Annotated in this window: 23 protein-coding genes and 1 tRNA gene; 10 read left to right on the forward strand and 14 right to left on the reverse strand. The window is 50.6% G+C overall.

What is annotated here, in order from left to right:
- Nucleotides 1–28: 28 nt before the first annotated feature.
- The 3 genes from lysW to ANT_RS06235 are packed head-to-tail and all read right to left on the reverse strand — an operon-like array spanning nt 29 to nt 2,983.
- A complete protein-coding gene (gene lysW / locus ANT_RS06225; protein WP_013559664.1) occupies nt 29–196 on the reverse strand; it encodes a lysine biosynthesis protein LysW in 168 nt (55 codons plus the stop codon).
- A 38-nt stretch (nt 197–234) separates the two neighbouring features.
- Nucleotides 235–1,662, reverse strand: coding sequence for an argininosuccinate lyase (argH, locus tag ANT_RS06230; protein ID WP_049784830.1), 1,428 nt, complete (start codon nt 1,660–1,662; stop codon nt 235–237).
- 46 nt (nt 1,663–1,708) lie between these two features.
- On the reverse strand, nt 1,709–2,983 hold the full coding sequence (locus ANT_RS06235) for an argininosuccinate synthase (RefSeq protein ID WP_013559666.1): 1,275 nt from the start codon (nt 2,981–2,983) through the stop codon (nt 1,709–1,711).
- A gap of 321 nt (nt 2,984–3,304) precedes the next feature.
- Between ANT_RS06235 and ANT_RS06240 the strand changes: the two genes are divergently transcribed.
- The 10 genes from ANT_RS06240 (at nt 3,305) to ANT_RS06285 (ending at nt 13,474) form a co-directional block, all read left to right on the forward strand.
- Entirely contained in the window at nt 3,305–4,057 is a 753-nt protein-coding gene (locus ANT_RS06240) for a sugar phosphate isomerase/epimerase family protein (RefSeq protein ID WP_013559668.1), read from the forward strand.
- Nucleotides 4,058–4,060: 3 nt separating this feature from the next.
- Nucleotides 4,061–5,320: an alpha-L-fucosidase gene (locus ANT_RS06245; RefSeq protein ID WP_013559669.1), complete on the forward strand. Its 1,260-nt coding sequence runs from the start codon at nt 4,061–4,063 to the stop codon at nt 5,318–5,320.
- 116 nt (nt 5,321–5,436) lie between these two features.
- Complete coding sequence (locus ANT_RS06250) at nt 5,437–6,996, forward strand: sensor histidine kinase (protein ID WP_155818021.1); 1,560 nt, start codon at nt 5,437–5,439, stop codon at nt 6,994–6,996.
- Nucleotides 6,993–7,640: a response regulator transcription factor gene (locus ANT_RS06255; protein WP_013559671.1), complete on the forward strand. Its 648-nt coding sequence runs from the start codon at nt 6,993–6,995 to the stop codon at nt 7,638–7,640. Before ANT_RS06250 ends, ANT_RS06255 begins: the two co-directional genes overlap by 4 nt.
- A gap of 186 nt (nt 7,641–7,826) precedes the next feature.
- Nucleotides 7,827–8,654, forward strand: a complete 828-nt coding sequence (locus ANT_RS06260; RefSeq protein WP_013559672.1) for a CBS domain-containing protein — start codon at nt 7,827–7,829, stop codon at nt 8,652–8,654.
- Between the two features lie 15 nt (nt 8,655–8,669).
- On the forward strand, nt 8,670–9,176 hold the full coding sequence (locus ANT_RS06265; RefSeq protein WP_013559673.1) for an NAD(P)H-dependent oxidoreductase subunit E: 507 nt from the start codon (nt 8,670–8,672) through the stop codon (nt 9,174–9,176).
- Nucleotides 9,166–10,782 carry an NADH-quinone oxidoreductase subunit NuoF gene (nuoF, locus tag ANT_RS06270; protein ID WP_013559674.1) on the forward strand — a complete coding sequence of 539 codons (1,617 nt, stop codon included), beginning with the start codon at nt 9,166–9,168 and terminating at the stop codon, nt 10,780–10,782. Before ANT_RS06265 ends, nuoF begins: the two co-directional genes overlap by 11 nt.
- Complete coding sequence (hoxU, locus tag ANT_RS06275; protein WP_013559675.1) at nt 10,779–11,501, forward strand: bidirectional hydrogenase complex protein HoxU; 723 nt, start codon at nt 10,779–10,781, stop codon at nt 11,499–11,501. The genes nuoF and hoxU overlap by 4 nt, the downstream gene beginning before the upstream one ends.
- Before the next feature lie 2 nt (nt 11,502–11,503).
- Entirely contained in the window at nt 11,504–12,037 is a 534-nt protein-coding gene (locus ANT_RS06280) for an NADH-quinone oxidoreductase subunit B family protein (protein ID WP_013559676.1), read from the forward strand.
- Between the two features lie 9 nt (nt 12,038–12,046).
- Nucleotides 12,047–13,474 carry a Ni/Fe hydrogenase subunit alpha gene (locus ANT_RS06285; RefSeq protein WP_013559677.1) on the forward strand — a complete coding sequence of 476 codons (1,428 nt, stop codon included), beginning with the start codon at nt 12,047–12,049 and terminating at the stop codon, nt 13,472–13,474.
- 73 nt (nt 13,475–13,547) lie between these two features.
- Here the strand turns inward: ANT_RS06285 and ANT_RS17315 are convergent, their stop codons facing one another.
- From ANT_RS17315 to aspS, 11 genes are all read right to left on the reverse strand, one after another.
- On the reverse strand, nt 13,548–14,357 hold the full coding sequence (locus tag ANT_RS17315) for a hypothetical protein (protein WP_013559678.1): 810 nt from the start codon (nt 14,355–14,357) through the stop codon (nt 13,548–13,550).
- 12 nt (nt 14,358–14,369) lie between these two features.
- Nucleotides 14,370–14,443: transfer RNA gene (locus tag ANT_RS06295), tRNA-Arg, on the reverse strand.
- A 46-nt stretch (nt 14,444–14,489) separates the two neighbouring features.
- A complete protein-coding gene (locus tag ANT_RS06300) occupies nt 14,490–14,909 on the reverse strand; it encodes a universal stress protein (protein WP_013559679.1) in 420 nt (139 codons plus the stop codon).
- A 100-nt stretch (nt 14,910–15,009) separates the two neighbouring features.
- Nucleotides 15,010–15,531, reverse strand: coding sequence for a DUF7482 domain-containing protein (locus ANT_RS06305; RefSeq protein WP_013559680.1), 522 nt, complete (start codon nt 15,529–15,531; stop codon nt 15,010–15,012).
- Nucleotides 15,532–15,540: 9 nt separating this feature from the next.
- Complete coding sequence (locus tag ANT_RS06310; RefSeq protein WP_013559681.1) at nt 15,541–17,967, reverse strand: heavy metal translocating P-type ATPase; 2,427 nt, start codon at nt 17,965–17,967, stop codon at nt 15,541–15,543.
- Between the two features lie 69 nt (nt 17,968–18,036).
- Nucleotides 18,037–18,243 (reverse strand): heavy-metal-associated domain-containing protein, encoded by a 207-nt coding sequence (locus ANT_RS06315; protein ID WP_013559682.1) that lies wholly within the window; start codon nt 18,241–18,243, stop codon nt 18,037–18,039.
- Nucleotides 18,244–18,283: 40 nt separating this feature from the next.
- Nucleotides 18,284–18,556: a metal-sensitive transcriptional regulator gene (locus ANT_RS06320; protein ID WP_013559683.1), complete on the reverse strand. Its 273-nt coding sequence runs from the start codon at nt 18,554–18,556 to the stop codon at nt 18,284–18,286.
- 166 nt (nt 18,557–18,722) lie between these two features.
- Nucleotides 18,723–19,538 carry a bifunctional DNA-formamidopyrimidine glycosylase/DNA-(apurinic or apyrimidinic site) lyase gene (gene mutM, locus ANT_RS06325; RefSeq protein ID WP_013559684.1) on the reverse strand — a complete coding sequence of 272 codons (816 nt, stop codon included), beginning with the start codon at nt 19,536–19,538 and terminating at the stop codon, nt 18,723–18,725.
- An 18-nt stretch (nt 19,539–19,556) separates the two neighbouring features.
- The gene (locus ANT_RS06330) at nt 19,557–20,543 is read right to left on the reverse strand and encodes a ribose-phosphate diphosphokinase (protein WP_041454768.1); all 987 of its coding nucleotides are present in this window, start codon (nt 20,541–20,543) and stop codon (nt 19,557–19,559) included.
- The gene (locus tag ANT_RS06335; protein WP_013559686.1) at nt 20,543–21,094 is read right to left on the reverse strand and encodes a GNAT family N-acetyltransferase; all 552 of its coding nucleotides are present in this window, start codon (nt 21,092–21,094) and stop codon (nt 20,543–20,545) included. Before ANT_RS06335 ends, ANT_RS06330 begins: the two co-directional genes overlap by 1 nt.
- Before the next feature lie 156 nt (nt 21,095–21,250).
- Complete coding sequence (aspS, locus tag ANT_RS06340; protein ID WP_013559687.1) at nt 21,251–23,032, reverse strand: aspartate--tRNA ligase; 1,782 nt, start codon at nt 23,030–23,032, stop codon at nt 21,251–21,253.
- Nucleotides 23,033–23,054 lie beyond the last annotated feature (22 nt).

Raw genomic sequence — 23,054 nt, forward strand, 5'->3', positions numbered from 1 at the left:
ACACCTCCAGGTGAAACAGACAAACGCCTTACTCTCCCCAGTCCTCTTCTTCCATCGGAGCAAGTTCTACCTGTGGCGGGTCAATACTGAGCACTTCCAGGTCTACGCCACAATCCGGGCACACCAGGATCTCACCGACCATCACATCTTCCAGGCTGATGGGGGCATCACATTCAGGGCAATAAGCAGTAGTCATCTTAACCTCCTTTGTTTTTCTAAAAATGGACAAAAATCTTATGAACCATCTCCACCCCGAGGGGTTTCGGGAGGGAGGGCACTGCGAATCTTATGCTGTTCCAGGAATTGGCGGGCTTGCTGTAACTGAATCTGCACTGCCGCCGGGCTGGTTCCACCGGGAACATTACGATGTGCAATAGACGCCTGGAAATCAAACACCCCATGTACATCTTCTTCAAAAAGCGGACTGACTTTCTGAAATTCCTTGAGAGGCAGTTGATTGAGAAGCAAGTTCAGGTCGTGAGCCCGCCGCACAATTTGTCCTACCATGGCATGCGCTTGCCGGAAGGGCACCCCTTTGCGCACCAGATAATCTGCCAGATCGGTTGCCAGAATGGCGGGATCTAATGCCTTATGCATTTTTTCAGGATGTACTTCGAGGGTACGCAGGACGCCGGCAACCACAGGAAGCATCAGGCACAGGGTGTCGCTGGCTTCAAAGACGGGCACCTTGTCTTCCTGTAGGTCTTTGTCGTATGCAGAGGGCAGTCCTTTCAAAACCGAGAGCAGTCCAGCCAGCCTGCCAATCATTGTCCCGGCTTTTCCGCGGGTGAGTTCCAGCGTATCGGGGTTTTTCTTTTGTGGCATCAGACTGGAACCGGTGGAATAAGCGTCGGAGAGTTCAATGAAACCAAATTCGGCCGAAGTGTACAGAATAAGCATCTCGGCAAGCCGGGAGAGATGCAGGGCAATCATCGTGGACACAAAGAGAAATTCCGCCGCGGAATCGCGATTGGATACTGCGTCAATGCTGTTCGGGGTGATGGCTTTCAGTCCCAACTGATTAGCGAGGAACTTGCGGTCAACGGGATAAGGCGTTCCGGCAAGCGCTCCCGATCCCAGAGGAAGTACAGCCGCGCGTTCGCGCAGTTGTCCAAGCCGCTGGCGGTCTCTGGCGAGGGGCCAGAAGTGAGAAAGCCACCAGTGACTGAGCAGAATTGGTTGGGATTGCTGGAAGTGAGTATAACCCGGCAGGATGATTCCAAAATCGTTCTCTGCACGGTCAACCAGGGCGCTTTGCACCAGTTTCACAAAAGCATCAATCCGGTCAATGGCTTCTACCAGCCAGAGGGTAAAATCAGTGGCAATCTGATCGTTGCGGCTGCGCCCGGTGTGTAATTTTCCTCCCACCGGACCGGTGAGCTCAATCAAGCGGCGTTCAATAGCCGTATGCACGTCCTCATCGGTTGGTTCGTGCTTAAACTTACCACTGCGCACTTCTGAGAGGACATCGGTCAGTCCTTTGACAATTTGCTGTTGTTCGTCCAGACTGATGACCCCTGCTTTCATCAGGGCTTTTGCCCAGGCGATTGAGCCGCGAATATCTACCTCGGCTAGCCGCCAGTCAAAGGAAATGGAGGCATTGTATTCCCACGCAATGGGATCCAAGCCACTGGAAAAACGCCCGCCCCAAAGTTTGCTCATGTCCTTTTCTCCTTGCATTCAGGGATTAGATGTCCGAATTGTACACTTAATCCCGCTTGAACGAAGAGTAATCCGGTGCGTTCGAGGCAATTTGTACAGCTGTGGCAATATCCCGCATGGCGGCAACCTTGAGGGGCAGTCCAAACAGGGTGATGAATCCTGCGGCATCGCTCTGGTCGTATACGTTATCTTTGCCGAAGGTGGCAAAGTCTTCGCGGTACAGGCTGAATACCGATTTCTTCCCTGCTGTGATGATATTCCCTTTGTAGAGTTTGAGCCGTACCGTTCCGGTAACATGCTTTTGGGTGACCTCAAAAAAGGCATCCAGCGCTTCGCGCAACGGGGTGAACCACTGTCCGTAATACACCAGTTCAGCATAACGCTGTGCCATCACGTCCTTGTAATGCAGGGTGTCCCGATCCAGAGTAATCTGCTCCAATTCTTTATGCGCCCGCATCAGAATCGTTCCACCGGGGGTTTCATACACGCCACGGGATTTCATTCCCACCAGGCGGTTTTCCACCATGTCCACTCTTCCGATGCCATGCTTACCACCAATTTCGTTCAGGGCTTTGATCAGCGTAGCAGAGGATAAGGCTTTGCCGTTGAGCTTTACCGGTGTGCCTTCTTCAAAGGTGATTTCAACATATTCTGGGGTATCCGGGGCATCTTCCGGAGCGACGGTTATCTGATACATGCTTTCCTCGGGTTCTGCCCAGGGGTCTTCCAGTAACCCGCCTTCATGGGAGAGATGCCAGAGATTGCGGTCGCGACTGTAGATAGATTTCAAGGTCGAACTGACCGGTACCTGATGGGCAGCGGCATACTCCAGAGCATCCTCGCGCGAGCGAATATTCCATTCCCGCCAGGGAGCAATGACCTTGAGGCGTGGATCCAGAGCCATGACGGTTAACTCAAAGCGCACCTGATCATTGCCTTTGCCGGTGCATCCGTGTGCTACAGCATCGGCGTTTTCCAGGTGGGCAATTTCCACCATGTGTTTGGCGATGAGAGGGCGGGCAATGGAGGTGCCTAACAGATAATGCCGTTCGTAGATGGCACCAGACTTGAGCAGTTTGAACAGATACTGGCTGGCAAATTCTTCGGTCAAATCTTCGATGTATAGTTTGGAGGCGCCAGTAGCCTTGGCTTTCTCCGGTAAGCCGGACAATTCCTCACCCTGTCCAATATCGGCGGTGAAACAAATGACTTCACAGCCATAGTTTTCTTTCAGCCATGGCACGATGATTGAAGTGTCCAGTCCGCCGGAATAGGCAAGAACAACTTTCTTAATGGGGGTAGATGGGGTTTGTTTGGGCATATCTTACTCCTTTGGCAATTCAAAATCAAAAAGCCCTCCAGGTACTGGAGGGCTTGGTTACAACTGTCAGGGATTTATGGGGTAGAAGTCAGGCAATCCCTTTAACAGGTACGACCAGCCGACCTTCCCTGGAAATTCCGGGGAAGGAAGGTCTTTCGTCGAGCCTTGAGTTCAGTAAGGAATGCCATATTTCTCCCGAAGTTTGGCTGATTATAGCATGATGACCTTTTTTGTCAATAGAAAAAGTGGGTCATTTTGAAAGGAATTTTGGGTCATTCCGGGATACAATGAGAGTATCCTCAAGTTGTTTGGGAGGTTCTCATGTCACCGATTCCTGTAGGTGTTCAATTGTATTCCGTCCGTGAGGACTGCGCGCGTGATTTGCCGGGGACGCTCAAATCCATTGCCCAAATGGGGTATGAAGGGGTGGAATTTGCCGGTTTTTATGGACATTCTGCCAGGCAACTCCGTCAATGGCTGGAGGAAAACGGTTTAAAGTGTTGCGGTGCTCATATTCCGCTTAGCGATCTTTCGGAGGAGACATTTCAGCAGACGGTCGAATTTCATCTGGAGTTGGGTAATCCTTACCTTGTCGTGCCATGGTTACCGGAAGAGTTTCGTTCCAGCCGAGCGGCGTGGCTGAAGACAGCGGAATATTTCTCGCAACTGTCAGAGCGTTTAGAACCGCATGGATTACGTTTGGGGTACCATAACCACGATTTTGAATTTGATTGGATGGACGGGGAGGTGCAATTTGATATCTTCTTCAGTGCAACAAACCCAAAAGTATTCATGCAATTGGATACGGGAAACGCGATGCACGGTAATGCGGACCCTTTGGAGTATCTTCAGAGATACAGTGATCGGGCAGTGACCATCCACCTCAAAGAATACTCTTCTAAAAATCCATTGGCTTTGCCTGGGGAGGGAGAAGTGCCCTGGCAGGATGTCTTTGCCATGTGTGAGTGTTGCGATGTTACCGAATGGTATATTGTCGAACAGGAACAATATGCCGTTCCTCCACTGGAGACCATTGCCCGCTGTCGCGAATTTTTGAGAAAAATGGGACGTTAAGAGATGGATAAGGATCGTATTCGCTGGTTCATAGATGCCCGGTTTGGGATGTTTATCCATTGGGGAATTTACGCCATTCCTGCACGCGGAGAATGGGTCAAGCATTTTGAAAGTATCCCGGAAGCACAATATCAGCAGTACTTTGAGACGTTTAACCCTATTCATTACAATCCCCGGGAATGGGCGCGGATTGCCAGGCAGTCGGGAATGAAATATGCCGTCATGACCACCAAGCACCACGACGGCTTTTGCCTGTTCGACAGCCAGTTTACCGATTACAAAGCCACAAACACACCAGCCGGGCGGGATTTGATTAAAGAGTACGTGGACGCCTTTCGTGCTGAGGGGTTGCGGGTAGGGTTTTATTATTCCCTGCTGGACTGGCATCACCCGGATTATCCTGTGGCAGGTGACCGTTTTCACCCCTACCGGAATTTTCCGGAGTTTTCGGAGTGCAAGGGCAATTTGGAGCGTTATGCCCTTTATGTGCACAATCAGGTGGAAGAACTGTTGACATCTTACGGAAAAATCGACATCATCTGGTTTGATTTTTCTTACGACGACATGCGCGGCGAAGCCTGGAAGGCAACCGAACTGGTGAACATGGTGCGTTCCCTTCAACCTGAAATCTTGATTGATAACCGTTTGGGCGGAAACATTCGCGCGCGTCAACCAGAAGTGTATGCGGGCGATTTTGCCTCTCCCGAGCAAATTATCCCGCCTGAGGGGGTGACCAATGAAGACGGTGAGCCTATTCCCTGGGAAGCCTGTATCACCTTGAATGACCATTGGGGATACCATGCTCAGGATTTGAATTGGAAATCTCCACGGACGATAGTTCGAACCCTGGTGGAGTGTGTTTCCAAAGGCGGGAATCTGTTGCTCAATGTAGGACCCAATGCAAAAGGTGAAATTCCCGAAGCCAGTGTGCGTATCCTGTCCGAGGTGGGACAGTGGATGCGGCGGAACGGGGAAAGCATTTACGGCTGTGGGCGTGCCCCGTTCCCCAAGCCAGAATGGGGGCGCTGGACGGCAAAGGAAGGACGTCTGTATGCTCACCTTCTCGACAGGGGCATTGGTCCTGTTAATTTACGAGGGTTGGAAGGCAAAATTGCCTATGCGCGTTTGCTGGCAGACGGTTCAGAGGTGAGATTGGAACGCCCCTGGAATGCCGCAGAGTATCCGGAAGATGCATTTATCTCTTTCTCTCAGCCCGAATTACCCGATGATTGGGATACTGTTGTTGAACTGATGATGAAATAATCCCCGTTGGGCTTCTTTTTTCCGGTACGATTCGGTTGGGAGGATGGGGGCTGGTATAATTCCTCTCTGGAAAGAGAGGAATTTTTTTTGTGATTTCCACCGGAAAGTCTCTCGCCATGTTAGATCGCCAGTATTATGAAAATCTTCGCGGTGCGCTTCAAAAGGTTGCTGATGACCTGGCGATAGCCGCTGAGGCAGATGGAGCATTCATTGCCATTCTTGAAGAGGATCAGCGGTTTTCCCCTTTGCTGGCTGGGGGACGGGTTACAGAAACCGAACGGGCTGTCTTTATGACATCTACGCTCGACCCAGAAACGGATGTGCTGGTTTACCGTATGTTGGGGCGTCCGGTGACTCTCATTTCCAATCTGGTGGAAACTGATCCGCGTGTTTCGCCTTCGGTTGTCACTCAGTTGGGGGTGAGCGCGGTGGTATCCGTGCCGGTGATGCGGGAAGGGCGTCTGGCGGGGCTGGTTTTGGTGGTGCGGCGTGGACAGAATGACCCCTTTACCCATACCGAAGTGCGCATGGTGGAGTGGTTTGCCACTGCCATTGCTCTGGCATTAGAAAATGCACGTTTGTACCATGAAACTCAAGCACGGCTTGCGGAGAGTCAGGCGCTTCATCAGGTAACGCTGGCGCTTTTACATAAACTGGAATTGGAAGAAGTACTTCAGATTATTTGTGATGAAGCCCTGCATTTGACCCATGCTTCCGGGAGTGCTGTCGCTCTCCTGGAAGATGATGGCTGGTTGCGCATCCCTTATTCCACGGGAGAGGTTCCTGAGATGAAGGGCAGGGTCAGGGTAGATAAATCGGTGATTGGCTCGGCAGTGCGCAAGGGAGAAGCGGTACTGGTGAATCATCCAGCCCAGGAAAACCTCAGTGGTTTGCCAATGTCCGTTCTGGCTGTGCCGCTCCGCTCGCAAAACAGGATTGTGGGGGTGTTGCAGTTAGTTCATCAGGGGCAGGCTTTCATTCCTGAAGATGTGCGTCTGATTCAAATTTTCGCCGATCAGGCGGCAGTCGCCATAGAACACGCGCGTCTTACCCGTCAGGTGCAGGAAATGGCGATCCTGGAAGAACGCCATCGCCTTTCTCGAGAACTTCATGACTCAGTGAATCAATTGCTTTACAGCATCATGTTGTATTCGGAAGCCACGCTTCGCCAGATGGAGCAAGCCGATTGGGAGCGTGCGCGTCATCATGTCGAGCGCCTGCGTGAATCGGCACAGGAAGCTCTTAAAGAGATGCGCATGCTCATCTTTGAGTTGCGTCCCTCCATTTTGGGACAATTGGGACTGAGAGCTGCGCTGGAACAGCGATTGCGCTCGGTAGAGGAACAGGTGGGTTTAAATGCGGCGTTGAAGTGGCGGGTGAATTCGCCGCTGGATAAACGTCTGGAAGAAACGCTTTACGGCATTGCTCAGGAAGCCCTGAACAATATTGTGAAACATGCTCAAGCCCGCAACCTGTTTGTACATGTGGTGCAAAGCGGGCAGTCTTTGATTCTGAGGATTGAGGATGATGGTGTGGGAATGGATGTGGAGAATCTCCCTCCTGCAGGGATGGGGCTGAAAACCATGCGTGAACGCGCCGAAGCCGCAGGGGGAAAACTCAGCCTTCAGAGCACTCCAGGACAGGGAACAGTGGTTACCTTTGAGGTCAGTCTATGAAGAAAATCCGTTTGCTGGTTGTGGATGATCATGTTGTAGTACGCAAAGGGCTCATGGCGATTTTGGAGACGGAACCCGGCATTGAGGTTGTAGGTGAGGCAGGCGATGGAAATGAAGCCGTGGAGAAAGCCTGTGCTCTTCAGCCCGATGTGGTATTGATGGATCTGGTTATGCCCGGCATGGATGGGATTGAAGCCACCCGGCTTATCAAGCAACGTGTTCCTCAGGTTCAGGTGCTTGTGCTGACCAGTTTCAGCACCAACGATAAAGTGATTCCTTCCCTCAGTGCTGGTGCTACGGGATACTTATTGAAGGATGCTTCTCCTGAAGAATTGGTCAAAGCCATAGAGCAGGTGGCTCAGGGCGAAGGGGCGCTCCATCCTGCGGTTACGCGATATGTTCTGGGACAGATTAAGAACATGCCAGATGAACCTGCGCCTGAAGAAGAATTAACCGAGCGTGAAAAGGAAGTACTTCAATTTATGGCTCAGGGATACAGCAATGCCGAAATAGCCCGTCTTCTGGTGGTCAGCAATGCGACCGTACATACCCATGTCAGCCGCATTCTTTCTAAATTAAATGTTTCCAGTCGAACACAAGCCGTGCTTTATGCCCTCAAACGGGGGATTGTCTCGCTGGACTGAACAAACATAAAAAGATTCTCAAGATATCACTAAAAACATCGGGAAAAATCCCGATGTTTTTGCTTAAGAATCAACCTTTTTATGGAGAAGAATTCCATATTTTCCTGGACGACGTGTTTCCTTTCAGTACCTATACTTCTGGCTAGGAAAAAGTATGCCTTTTGAACCATGGCTTGGGAGGTCAGGATGAAAAAAGGAATTGTGAAAAACTGGATGAGTTCCCCGGTTTATACGGTGACGCCGGAAACTTTTATAGTAGATGCCCGGCGACTTCTGGATGTTCGCAAAATTCGCCATTTGCCGGTGGTCTCTGCCGGCAAACTGGTAGGCATTGTGACCCGCCGCGGGCTGCTCCGTGCTGATTTGCCGGCTGTTAGTGACGAAACCTGGGAGATTGCATTTGACCTGCATCATCAAACGATTCGAGACATCATGACGGTTAATCCCATTACCGTTTTCCCTAATACGCCAATGCCAAAAGCGGCTCGTGTGATGTTGGAAAACAAAATCACCGGCTTGCCTGTGCTTAATGACCAACGAGAACTGGTGGGAATTTTGACTTCATCGGATATTTTCCGCTTCATTATCGAAGAACTGGAAGAGCCTCTTGTGGTGGCGGAGTACATGAGTGAGGAAGTGGTAGTGGTGGAGCCGGATACCAGTTTGCTGGAAGCCCATCGCCTGATGGGAACAAAACGCATTCGTGCCCTCCCCGTACTGGAAGAAGATCGTTTGGTTGGTTTGGTCACCCGTACCGATTTAGTTAGCAGTGATCCTTCCCGTTTTATTTCTCGCAAGCAACAGGAACTTTCCCTGAAGATTCTGACGCAACCGGTGGAAGGGATTATGACGCGAACGCTGGTAACCGTTTCACCGCAAACCACGCTGAAGGAAGCGGCGCGATTGTTGCTGGAAAAGAAAATCCATTCCTTGCCAGTAGTTGAAAACAGCAAACTGGTTGGAATTCTCACGGAGAGTGATCTTTTCCGTATGGTTGTCCAAAAATTCTTCTAGTTTGAAAGGGATGGTATGGTTGCAACGACTCGAAAAGTAAATCCCCCAGATGGAGATCGGCGCTGGAAGATTGTCGAAGCCACCATGCGCCGGCATGGATATGCCTCTACGGCGCTTATCGAAACTCTGCACTCTATCCAGGAAACCTTTGGGTTTGTGAGCCGTGAAGCGTTGAATTACGTGGCAGAGTCCTTGAACATTCCCCCGGCAAAGGTATTTGGAGTAGCCACGTTTTACAACCTTTTTAATCTGAACCCGGTGGGGGAACATGTCTTTTCCCTTTGTACCGGAACTGCCTGTTATGTAAAAGGAGCCGGAGAGATTGTAGATTTCATGAAAGAGGAATTTGGCTTGGAGCCCGGACAAACCACGCCAGATGGAAAATTGACCTTTATGGTTGCCCGTTGTGTGGGTGCCTGTGGCTTGGCTCCCGTCATGATTCTGGACGGCGAGGTGGTGGGGAAATTGGGCGTGGAAGAGATGAAAGCCAAAATTCGGGAGTGGGTAAACCATGACAAATGAAGAACTCTTAGCCATCTCTGAAAAAGAACAGGAACTGCAACAGCAGGTTCGTTACCGCATCATGGTCTGTTCCAGTACGGGGTGCCTCTCTTCGCGGAGCGATGAGATTCTGGCAGCGTTGGAAGCCGAAGTAAAGCAGCGTGGTCTGGAAAATGAAGTGTTGGTCAAGAAAGTGGGTTGTTTAGGGTTGTGTGCTGCTGGACCTATTGTATCCATTCAACCAGATGGCATTCTTTACAAAGAAATGACCCCGGAAGATGTGCCTGCTATTCTGGACAGGTTGGGTGGTGAACCGCTGGAAGAAAAGCGTATTGATACCCATCAGCCTTTCTTCACCCGGCAGAAGAAAAATGCTTTGGAAAATGCCGGGGTTGTGGATCCGGAGCGCATTGAGGATTACATAGCAACGGGTGGGTATGCCGCGCTGATTAAAGTGCTGACAGAATTCAGCCCTTCTGAAGTCATTCAGGAAGTTCAGAAAAGCGGTTTGCGCGGTCGCGGTGGTGCAGGTTACCCCACAGGATTGAAATGGAGTACGGTAGCCAAAGCCGAAGGAGAGCAGAAGTTTGTGGTTTGTAATGCAGATGAAGGGGACCCCGGCGCTTTCATGGATCGTTCCATCCTTGAAAGTGACCCTCACCGTGTGCTGGAAGGGATGATTATTGCCGCTTATGCGGTGGGAGCCAACCAGGGTTATGTTTACGTCCGCGCTGAGTATCCGCTGGCAGTTAAGCGTTTCCGCACTGCTATTCGTCAGGCAGAAAAGATGGGCTTCCTTGGACAGAATATTTGTGGCACGCCGTTCTCTTTTAAGGTAGATGTCCGTTTGGGGGCAGGTGCCTTTGTCTGTGGGGAAGAAACTGCCCTTCTCCAGTCTGTGGAAGGGAATCGCGGAATGCCGCGATTGCGCCCGCCTTACCCGGCGCAATCGGGTTTGTTTGGAAAACCCACGCTGGTGAACAATGTGGAAACATACGCCAATATTCCTGCCATTCTGCGTAACGGCGGAGAGTGGTTTGCCCAAACCGGCACCGAAAAAAGCAAAGGCACAAAAGTATTTGCCCTTACCGGTAAGGTGAAGAACACCGGTTTGATTGAAGTTCCTATGGGCATTACCTTGCGGGAAATTGTTTATGACATCGGTGGAGGTGTGCCGGATGGACGCAAATTTAAAGCCGTGCAGACGGGCGGACCTTCGGGTGGATGTATTCCTGAAGAGTTGCTGGATACGCCGGTGGATTATGAGTCCCTTAAAGCGTTAGGTTCGATGATGGGCTCCGGCGGTATGATTGTGATTGACGATCGCTCAGACATGATCGACGTTGCCCGCTACTTCATGGAATTCAGCATGGAAGAATCCTGCGGAAAGTGTGTTCCCTGCCGGGTGGGGACGGTACAGTTATACAACCTGCTGGGTAAATTCCAGCGGCGCGAAGCCACCGAGGAAGATCTCAAGACTCTGGAAGAATTGTGTGATCTGGTGCGCAGTGCCAGTCTGTGCGGGTTGGGACAGGCGGCTCCCAATCCCATTCTCAGTACCCTCAAATATTTCCGTGAAGAGTACTTAGCCAAAATTCGAAAATCTACTCCCGTGGAGGAAGCATGATGACCCCTGGGACTGCTGTTAAGACATTTACGATGGATGGAAAACCCTTTAGCGCGACTGAAGAAGAGACCATTCTGGATGTGGCACGCGAGAATGGCATTGACATTCCTACATTATGCCATTTAGAGGGCATTCTTCCAACCGGACAGTGCCGTTTATGCATGGTGGAGATTCAAGGGAGCGGACGTTTGGTGCCGGCTTGTGCTACCAAGCCGGAAGAAGGCATGGACATCATTACCGATAACCCGCGCTTGCGCAATTACCGAAAGATGATCGTTGAGTTGCTCTTTTCCGAGCGCAATCACATCTGCGCGGTATGTGTGTCCAATGGACATTGTGAACTGCAAAGTGTGGCGCAGAGACTGGGTGTAAATCATGTGCGCTTTGCCTATCTGCATCCGCGCTTTATGCTGGATGGCTCTCATCCCAAATACGAAGTGGATCACAATCGTTGTATCCTTTGCGGGCGTTGTGTGCGCGTTTGCGAGGAAATTGAAGGCGCTCATACCCGCGACTTGCGCAATCGCGGCATTCGCACCATGGTCATCACCGATTTTGATACCCCTTGGGGTGAATCTCCCACCTGCACGGGATGCGGAAAGTGCGTGCATGTATGTCCAACCGGCGCGCTGGCAGAGAAAGGGAAATCGGTGGCAGAAATGGCGAAGCGCCGTCACTTCCTTCCGTATCTGGCAATGCGGCGTCGTGGAGGTAAGTAAAAATGGAAAAACTTAAACTGGCAACGATCTGGCTGGACGGTTGTTCCGGATGCCACATGTCTTTTCTGGATATTGACGAGCGGTTACTGGCATTAAGCGACCGTGTGGAACTGGTGTTTAGCCCTCTGGTGGATACCAAGGACTTCCCCGAGGATGTGGATATTACCCTGGTAGAAGGCGCATTGGGAACGGAAGAGGACTTGCAAAAGATTCGCAAGATTCGAGAGCGTACCAAATTGCTGGTGGCTTTTGGGGATTGTGCTGTTACGGCAAATATTCCCTCGATGCGTAATCCCTTTGGACGCGAGGAAGTGCTCAAGTCCCTATATGTGGAAAGCGATGCTTTGAATCCCCAAATTCCGGTACAATCACTCCCTGAACTGCTTCCGCACGCTTTGCCGCTCCATCACTATGTGCATGTGGATGTCTTTTTGCCCGGATGTCCCCCGGCGGCGGACACGATTTACCAGGTGTTGAGCGAGTTGATTGAAGGGCGTATCCCGGATGTCAACCCACTGACCCGCTTTGGAGCATAGGAGGCAAAAATGAGCGAGCGTATTGTAATTGAACAGGTTACCCGAATTGAGGGGCATGCCCGGGTTTCCATTTTTCTGAACGATGATGGTTCGGTGAAAGATGCTCAGGTGCATGTGACTCAGGTGCGCGGCTTTGAAAAATTTGTACAGGGACGTCCGTTCTATGAGATGCCCTCTCTGACGGCGCGCACCTGCGGAATTTGCCCGGTCAGCCATTTGATTGCCTCGGCAAAAGCCTGCGATCAAATTCTCTCGGTGCGTATTCCCCCTACAGCAATCAGTCTGAGACGGATTCTCAACTTGGGGCAGATTATCCAGTCTCATGCCTTGAATTTCTTTTATCTTTCTTCACCCGACTTGTTGTTGGGCATGGATGCCGACCCGGCAAAACGCAATATCCTGGGCGTAGCGCAGGAACATCCTCAATTTGCCCGTGATGGTATTCGTTTGCGGCAGTTTGGCCAGCAGGTGATTGAACGGCTGGCGGGCAAACGCATCCATCCTGCCTGGGTCATTCCAGGGGGAGTAGCCACTCCGCTGGATCCATCGGCAAGAGAGCAAATTCTTAAGGAGATTCCTGAGGCAAAGAGCATCATTCAGCGCACGCTGGATTGGTACAAGAAAAATCTGAATGCCTATCAGGAATACATCCGCACATTTGCCAATTTTCCCAGCCTTTTCCTGGGGTTGGTGAGCAAAGAAGGACGCCTGGAACACTATCATGGTTATTTGCGTGTAGTCACTGCCAGAGGAAGCATCCTTGCCGATCAACTTTCTGTAGAAAACTACGCGGATTACATTGGTGAATCTGTTGAGCCATGGAGTTACCTGAAGTCACCGTACTACAAACCCCTGGGCTATCCCGGCGGGATGTATCGGGTAGGTCCGCTGGCGCGGTTGAATATTGCAAATGAATGTGGTACACCTCTGGCAGATCAGGAACTGGCAGAATTTCACTGCCTGGATAAGGGCGCGGTGTTAAGTTCCTTCCATTACCACTATGCCCGCCTGATTGAGATTCTGTATGCTATTGAGCGCATTGAGCAATTACTGGATGACCCGGACATTCTCTCAACCAATGTGCGCGCTCATGCGGAGGTCAATAATCTGGAAGGAATTGGCGTGAGTGAAGCACCTCGCGGCACGTTGATTCACCACTACAAAGTGGATGAGCATGGGTTGATTCAATGGGCAAATCTGATTATTGCCTCCGGGCACAACAACCTGGCGATGAATCGCGGAGTGTTGCAGGCGGCGCGCTACTACGTAAAATCATCCCAGTTGACCGAGGGAATGCTCAATCGCGTGGAAGCCGTCATTCGCGCCTTTGATCCCTGTCTGGCGTGTTCTACACATGCCGTTGGTCAAATGCCCCTGGCGATTGAACTGGTATCCCCCGATGGCAAAGTGGTAGATACGCTGGTGCGTGGAGAATAAATAAATTTCGCTGGCAGTCCTCCTCAAGGCTTTCGAAAAGAGCGGAACCCAATGGTTTCGCTCTTTTCACATGTTATGGGGTGTGAGGTGGGATGGGAACTTCTACCCGTGGGGTATAGCCGTGCTTTTCTGCCGCGATGAATGTAGCATATGAAGCTTCACTGCATCCGGGTTCATCCGGGATTCTGACCGAGGTTTGATACGTACCAAAAGGTTTGAAAATCATTTCACCATGGACACAAATCCATGCCTCAATAATGTAAGGTGTTTGTTCGGAATCATCTCCGGCTCGTAAAAGCAGGGGATTCCATGAAACAATGATTTCATTTCCTTCCCGTTTAGCGGTGACACCGCCAGGAGAGGGGTAGTAAGGGGAAATAGGCAGTTTTACATCCCATGCGCTCACCGGTTCTAGCGTTAGCCAGTCTCCCTTAAACTCCAGATAATCCGCCCGAACCCAACAGCGGTTGCTTCCGCCAATGGCTTGAATCTCTACATAATTGCTCCCGATGACCCGCCTCAGCACTTCGATATTGCTCCCTTTGTACACCCCATACTTGTAGAGATAAGGCGCTCCGGGTCCGTAATGGCACACTGCCTGATCAATAATTACTTTGGCACGGAGTTTCGTATAGGTGGGAATGGGACTGGGGGTGAAAGTAGGCGTTGCTGTTACGGTTGCAGAAGGGGAGGGGGTAACCGTTGGGGTTGCTGATGGACTTGCAGTTACAGTTGGGGTATGGGTTGAGGTGGGGGGATTAGGAGTGCTGGTCAGGGTGGGAGTTTCAGATACCTGAAGTACAGGGGTAACGCCCTGAGCATGGCATCCAGTGAAGAGGATGATAGATATCACTGTTAAAGGAAAAAGCCAAAGGGATCTCATATTAAACAAAGGCGCTCCCGGCGGGACTCGAACCCACAACCTACTGATTCGAAGTCAGGCGCTCTGTCCACTTGAGCTACGGGAGCGTTGTCTGTATTATACCCGAAAACGGGCTGTACAAGCATATGAATTTCACTTTACCACCAGCACCGGGCAATTTGCCATGCTGATGACTTTTTGGGTTTGACTGCCCATGAACAGCCCGGCAAAACCACCCTTCCCTTTTGTCCCGATGACGATTAAGTCGCACTGGTGGGTTTCTGCTACGTTCAATATCCCCTCTGCCGGGGATTGGAAGACCAGTTCCCTGCGGATTTCTACACCATTCCCTACCAGAGCGCTGGCTTCGTCAATTAAACGGTTGCCTTCCAGGGTTTGTTCGGCAATCCATCGCTCTGCCATCGGATCGCTGGAGCCCCATGGAACATCCCCTACTGCACAGACGATTCGCACCACACAATCTTTTTGCTCTCGTGCCAGTTTACCTGCTAACTCAGCAGCGCGGCGGGAGTATTCTGAACCATCGTAAGCAAGGAGAATTTGTTTGAACATATCCCCTCCTCAATCTTCATTATAACAACCCTGAAGACAAAAGAAACAGGCTGACAGGGATTTTTCTTGTCAGCCTGGAAAGATTAGAGCCTGATCTTAACTATCGTTTTCCACCACCCCACACTACGAAGGGCATATTCACCACAACGTTCGTCGGAGAAAGGGTTAATTCACCGTTGGCTTCTGCCTGCTTAATGTCTTCTTCAGATTTCAGTTCTCTTGCTTTGGCATTCTCTGCCCATTTGACCAGAACAATTTGACGGAGCGGGGTGTAGCCCTCACTGGATGGCGGATGATTGAAAACATCTGCCTGGAATCCGAGAGGTCCCTTCCCCGCAATTCCATTCTCAAATACATATACCTGAGCCAGCGCTTCCTGTGGAACATTTGCCAGAGAAGGAACCGTGAGCACCGGTGACTTCATCATATTGGTTAACTTTTCAGCAATTTGCGGGTCGGATGTTTCCGTATGCACAAAGTAAATCTCTTTCCCATCTGCATAGGCTTTCCCTGCGGGAATTTGAGCGTAATCTATTCCCGTGGCTGGCTGGGCATTGCATGCTGAAAGAACCAAACTCAGAATAAATAAAAGTGTAATCGAGACAAGAAATCGTTTATTCATGATCTTCTCCTATATTTTTTGATTTTTCAGTCTAAGACTGTTTGTTACCACAAAGACGCTACTGAACGCCATCGCTGACGCGGCAAGAATGGGAACAAGGTAGCCCAGCGCCGCCGCAGGAATGAGAATGGTATTGTAGAAAAATGCCCAAAACAGGTTTTGTTTGATCGTCCGCAGGGTAACCCGCGAGAGGTGAATGGCTCGGGGCACTCCGCGCAAATCGCCGCTGATGAGAACGACAGGCGCAGAAGCCATAGCCACGTCAGTTCCCGTGCCAATGGCAATACCTACATCTGCCTGAGCAAGTGCGGGGGCATCGTTGACGCCATCTCCCACCATTGCCACCACATAGCCCTGTTCCTGAAGTTTTTTCACTTCAGCGGCTTTTTCACCGGGAAGCACTTCAGCCAGTACCCGGTCAATCCCTGCTTGTTGGGCAATAGCCAAAGCGGTGGGGCGGTTATCCCCGGTTAACATGGCTACTTCTATTCCCATGCGGTGCAACTCTTCGATGGCTTCACGTGAGCCAGGTTTGATGGTGTCGGCAATAGCGATGACCCCAACAGGCTGGTTATTTACCGCCACTACAACAGTGGTCTTCCCTTCCTGCTGAAATTTCTCGATCGATTTGTCTGCATTTTCGAGAGTGTAGCCGCGCTGAAGCATCATTCGCGGACTGCCTACAACTACGGATAATCCATCCACCTCGGCTTCAACCCCGTTCCCTGCAGTAGCGCGAAACCCCTGAGGTTCGCTGAGTTTCAGGTCCCTGTTTCCTGCTTCCGCCACAATCGATTCGCCCAACGGGTGTTCAGAACCTTTTTCCACCGATGCGGCGAGCCGGAGAATTTCATCCTCGCTAAAGGCAGAGGTAAGAGAAAGGATATCCGTTACAGAGGGCTGTCCTTTCGTGATGGTACCTGTCTTATCCAGAACAACCATTTTTACTGTTCCGGCGCGCTCAAGGGCTTCGGAATGTTTGAACAAGATGCCCAGTTCTGCCCCTTTCCCTGTTCCTACCATCACTGCAGTGGGTGTTGCCAGTCCCATGGCACACGGGCAGGCGATAACCAGTACCGCAACCATCGTGATCAATGCCCGAGTGAAGGGGGTAACATCAGCGTTAATGGGTAACGGTGGACCGAAGAAAAGCCAGCCCAAAAAAGTAAGCACCGCTATCAGGATTACCACAGGGACGAATACTGCTGAAATGCGGTCTACCAGTTTTTGAATAGGCGCTTTGGAGGCTTGCGCTTCTTCAACCAATCGGATAATTTGGGAAAGCGCGGTATCTTTTCCAATGCGGGTGGCTTCGAATTTGATCATGCCCAGTTTGTTGAGCGTTCCGCCGATGACGGTAGCGCCGGGACCTTTTTCCACTGGCAATGATTCACCCGTCAACATGGATTCGTCCACAGAAGAACGCCCTTCAATAACTATGCCGTCCACAGGAATTTTCTCGCCTGGGCGGACGAGCACCACATCGCCAATCAGGACATCCTCTACCGGAACTTCCATTTCTACACCGTCTCGAATAATTCGAGCGTTTTTCGGGCGCAAAGCCATGAGTTTCTTAATGGCTTCACTGGTTCTTCCCTTAGCACGCGCTTCCAGTAGTTTGCCCAGTTTGATCAGGACAATAATAACCGCGGCAGTTTCGTAATATACATGCCCGGGAATCCAGCCCAATGTTACGGGGATGGAGTAAAAGAAAGCCGCTGAAGTGCCCAACGCCACCAGAACATCCATATTGGCGGTGCCGTTGCGCAGAGATTTGTACGCGCCAATGTAATATTGCCGTCCCACGTAAAACTGTACGGGAAGTGCCAGGGCAAACATCACCCATTTGATCCATGTGGAGTGGGATACAGACATAGGCAGAAATCCCAGGTCTCCAGCCATGGAAAGAATAAACAGGGGAACAGCAAAAATCAAACCCACAATCAGGTGGCGCTTTTGTTCTTCGATTTCTTTCTGTCGGGCGGCACTTTCCGCGTCCTCTGCTTCTCCGCCTTCTTCAACAGTATCAAACCCCAGAGCCTGAATGGAACGGCGAAGTTCAGTATAGGTAATAACCGTGGGCACGTAACGAACCCGTACCCGCTCACTCACCACCGAAACTTGAACCGAAAGGACTCCTTCTACAGATGAGAGAGTTTTTTCCAGCCTTCGCGCGTCATTATCATCACTGAGGCGTTTTAATAAAAAATCTGCTTCGCCAGTTGCAACACCATACCCGGCGCGCTCAACGCGCTCAATCAGATCAGTTAACCCTGCCAATTCAGGGTCAAATTCCACGCTGGCACGCTCTGACGAGAGATTCACGATAGCCGTTTGCACCCCCTTGACCTTCTTCAAACTGCGTTCAACAGTGGCTACACAATTTGCGCAGGTCATTCCTGTTACAGGTAAGGTGACTTGTTTGGTTTGAGGCATACTTAACCAGCCCTTCTTCCGACTCTAAGAGGGATCTCAAAAGGTATTAAAGTAGACAAAGATAGAAATTTATCTCTCGGGCGGGTAATTAATTTCCCGCAAAGTTGCCACGATTTGTTCTTCTGTGGCAGGAGCATCAAAGGTAATGACTGCGATTTTAGTGTCTTTATCAGCCTTGACTTCTTTCACTCCCGGCAGTTCGCTCAGTTCGGAAGTGATGGTGTGAACACAGTGATGGCAGGAAATGTTTGGAATTTTGTATGTAACGGTCTGCATGGATGCCTCCAGTAAAGAAAAGATATTGTTATTGTGTGTTTTAGACGCGAGTCGCGGCTTCAAAAACATCGCTGATTTCTTTTAAGACGCGCTCGCGTTCTTTAGGGTCTTCGCCCTGAACCGCAGTGATGACACAGGAGTTCAGGTGCTGTTCAAGGAGGAGGGTGCTGACTTTATTGAGTGAAGACTGCACCGCCTGGATTTGACGAATCACATCAATACAGTAAGCGTCTTCTTCAAGCATTTTTTGAATCCCTCGTATATGTCCTTCGACAATTTTCAAACGGTGAATGGCTTCACTTCGGTCATGCATATTCCGTTCCTCCTTTTCGTAACCCCATCCCCCTGGGGGGGGTATACTTAGTATAGCAATTAAGACGTAGAAAATCAAGATAGGAAGAGATATTTTTAATTTTTCCTAATCTGCTCTTCAGAGAAGAAGGTTTTATGGGAGGTTGGTTACCCCGTTAGCACAAGGTTTAGCGCTGGCAAGAGGGGCAAAAGTGTGTTCCCCTTTGACTAACGGTGATGCGTTCAATGGGCGTTCCACAGATTGGGCATGGCTCCCCTGTGCGTTGATACACGCGGAAGGAATTCTGGAACTCTCCACCGCGGTACACCCAATCGATGCTGGCGCCATTCTTCCGAATCCCTTCCTCTAATACCTGCCGGATTGCCTGGAGAAGACGGGCGCTTTCTTCTGGACTTAGGGAATCAGATGATCTTTTGGGGTGTAGTTTTGCCAGAAATAAGGCTTCGTCCGAGTAAATATTTCCAACCCCTGCCAGAAAATTCTGGTCCAGTAAAAGCGCTTTGAGTTGGCGGCGGTTTTTGGTCAGCCGTTGGTGAAATTGTGTGGGAGAGAGGCTCTCATCCAGGGGCTCTGGTCCTAAATCCCCAATGACATCCTGAGGATTCTCTGCCAACCAAACCCGTCCAAATTTGCGTGGGTCATTGAATACAAGGCGAAGACCATCGGAAAATTCCAGCCATAACCGATCATGAAGTTGCAGGGGAGAGGTGGATGGCTCTACCCGTACATCACCGCTCATGCGCAGGTGGATAAACAGGTGCGCCGATTGGAGTATTATCCAGATGAATTTACCCCGCCGGCGAATGTCCCGAATTTCTTCCCCGGTAATGTTTTGCTGGAAAGTGAACAGGTCTGGCATGGCTAAGGTTTTTTGCCATGCCACATTTGCGGCGGTAATTTGCTTTCCTAAAATAGATGGAGCCCCCCTTCCTCCATCCCGTAAAACCGAAACAATCGTTTGGACTTCTGGTAGTTCAGGCATGCGGAAAACAATACGTTCTTACTCGTTAAACATCTCTCCCACACTGCGTCCCTGGTTGGCGCGTAAAATCACTTCACCCAGTAATGGGGCAACTGAGAGGATTTTCAAGCGTTCACCAAATAGCGCCTTTTTCTCCGGGGGAATGGGGATAGAGTCTGTGGTGATGAATTCCGTCACCGGCAAACTTGCCAGCCGTTGCGCAGCGTTGGCGGAGAAAACCGGATGCACGAAGACCATATACACGTTGCGCGCGCCATTTTCTTTGAGAATATTCACGGCTTCTACCATCGTTCCGCCCGTATCAATTTCGTCATCTACCAGTACGCAATCACGCCCGTTGACATCGCCAATAATGGTAAGCGCACGGGCTTTGGCATCATTTGCCACGCGGCGCTTCTCAATAAATGCCATGGGGGCATCAATGGCGGCAGCAAAGTTTCTTCCCTTTTTAGCGAACCCCAGGTCGGCGGTGACCAGAACTGGAGAATGCATTCGTGGCTTGATGGAGTGCAGGTAGTCCACCAGAATATGAAAAGCAGTGAGCACATCTCCTGGAATGGTGAAGAACCCTTGAATTTGTCCGGCATGGAGATCAAGGGTAATGTAGCGGTCTGCCCCTGCCACTTCAATCATGTCGGCAACCAATCGGGCTGTGATGGGCACGCGGGGCTGGTCTTTCTTGTCCGAGCGTGCATAGCACAGATAAGGAATAACGGCTGTGATTCTTGCTGCTGAATCCAGCCTCAGGGTTTGAATCATGATCAGCAGTTCCATTAGGTTACGGTGTACCGGAGCCGAGGTGGTTTGAATGACATAGCAATCCTGTCCGCGTACACTGCTGTGCAGTTTGACAAAAATGTTCTCGTTCGGAAAAACCACTACATCCCGCCCGTTGACGGGCACTCCAAGGTATTCGGCTACTTTATTGGTAAGTTCAATGGATGCGGAGCCAGCATAGAGTTTGATGTCTCCGTACATCCGTTCATGTCGCCCATGGTGGACCATTACACTCCCTCCCGTGTCGGTGTCTGCCATTCCGAGCGAAGGACAGACATGACCATCATATCCGAATATTTCCCATTTCGATAATTGGCTTGCCGTAAAATCCCCTCTTTGACAAACCCAGCCTGTTCGTACGACTTAATACCACGGATATTTTCTACATCCACACGTAAATACACCCTGTTTAAATTCAGGGTTTCAAAAGCGTGCTGTACCATTAACCTCATGGCTTCTCTGCCATATCCCCGATTCCAGAATCGTTTATCTCCAATCAGGATGCCCACTTCAGCACTACGGTTAACCCAACTTAAGTCGAACAGGGTAATGTTGCCGATCAGCCGCCACTCCCCCTCTTCTCTAACTTCAATTGCGAAGGGGCGTTCGGGCTTGGGCTGTTTCAGCATTTGCTCATACCATTGCTCTTCTTCTTCCAGTGAGAGGGGAACAGTGACCGTAATGAATTGTCTCACTTCCGGATCGTTGAGCCACTCGACGAAGAAAGGCAAATCGCTGCGCTGAATAGGTCTAAGTCTTAATCGTTGAGAAAAAAGCATTTTTTCTCCTGTTCTGCAACACACCAATTATACGCGAGGATACTTCATTTTACAGGATGCCTCTTTGAACTTTTTAATTTTGTGAATGTTAGCAGACTTCAAGAAAAGTCCCCACACTTGCAGGGTGCGGGGACGAAAAGATCAAGCCCATCCAATTCACTCGTTGGTTTTTTCTTCCTCGGGTAATTCGACGCGGATGTGCAATTCCTGAAGTTGCTTCTCGGTAGCCGGGGAAGGAGCATCCGCCATCAGGTCACGTGCTGCCTGGTTCTTGGGGAAGGCAATAACTTCCCGAATATTGGGTTCGTCTGCCAGGAGCATGACGAGACGGTCAATCCCCGGTGCCATGCCACCATGCGGCGGTGCCCCGTATTCAAAGGCTTCCAGCATGTGCCCGAATTTGCGCTGAATGTCTTCCTCTTTCAATCCCAGCAACTGGAAAATCTTGAATTGAATATCCCGCCGGTGGATACGGATGGAGCCAGAGGCCATCTCGTACCCATTGCACACCATGTCATAGGCATCAGAGAGGATGCTTGCAGGGTCGGTGTCAAATTTATCCAGGTCTTCCATTTTGGGCATGGTGAAGGGATGATGCGCGGCATCCCACTTTTTCTCTTCTTCGTTCCATTCAAACATTGGGAAATCCACCACCCAGGCGAAAGCCAGCACATCCTTGTTGGCTAATTTGAGGCGGTCACGGAAGAGCAGGCGCAATGCTCCAAGGGTTTTATTGGCAACCTCGCGGGTATCGGCGATGAAGAGAACCAGGTCGCCAGTCTTTGCTCCGGTCAATGCTTGTAAGGCTTCCACTTCGCCAGGAGTGATGAACTTTTGCGCAGTGCCTTTTACGCCTTCGGCGGTCAATGCCAGTGTTGCCAACCCTTTAGCGCCTTGTTCTTTTGCAAAGGTGGTCAGGTCGTCGACTTCTTTGCGGGTGTATTCCGCGCAACTTGGTGCGACGATACACTTGATCACGCCGCCGTTTTTAAGCGTGTTCTGAAACACCATGAAGGAACTGTTGGCAAATATGGCACTGCAATCATGCAGTTCCATTCCAAAGCGCAAGTCGGGTTTATCTGTACCATACCGCTCTACCGCTTCCCGGTAGGTAAGTTTGGGCCAGGGGGAAGAGAGCAGACGCTTGTGTGGTGCAACAGCAGGAATCATGGCGGTGAACAATCCTTCCACCATGTTCAGCACGTCATCTCGCTGTACAAAGGACATTTCTAAATCTAACTGGGTGAATTCAGGCTGGCGGTCACCGCGTAAATCCTCATCGCGGAAACAGCGAGCGATTTGGAAATAGCGATCCACTCCCGAAACCATGAGCAACTGCTTCAACTGTTGCGGAGATTGAGGAAGTGCATAAAACATTCCCGGATGCACCCGGCTGGGCACCAGATAGTCACGTGCACCTTCGGGGGTAGTTTTGAACAAAATGGGCGTTTCAACTTCAATGAAACCCTGCTGATCCAAATAATCGCGGATAAATTTCACGACCTTGTGTCGCAGGATAAGATTGCGTTGCATGCGTTCACGGCGCAGGTCCAGATAGCGGTATTTCAGACGAACGCTTTCGTCCACTTCCTCATCTTTGTTTACCAGGAAGGGCAGGGGTTTTGCAGGATTGAGTACTTCACATTCCTGTACTTCGACCTCAATATCGCCTGTGGGCAAGTTGGGGTTCTCGGCTCCTTCCGGGCGGTGGCGTACTACACCTTTTACCTGAAGTACCCATTCTGCTCGGGCGCTTTGAATCACCGCAACCTTTGGGTCAGAAGGATTGGCAACAATCTGCACGATTCCATAACGATCCCGCAGGTCAATGAAAGTAATTCCACCATGGTCTCGCTGACGATGCACCCAGCCTGCCAGCGTAACTGTTTGTCCAATATGAGCGGGGCGTAACTCACCACAGGTATGCGTCCGGTACATTTAGCACATCCTCTATTGCAAA

This window comes from Anaerolinea thermophila UNI-1, from assembly GCF_000199675.1.
Taxonomy (GTDB): domain Bacteria; phylum Chloroflexota; class Anaerolineae; order Anaerolineales; family Anaerolineaceae; genus Anaerolinea; species Anaerolinea thermophila.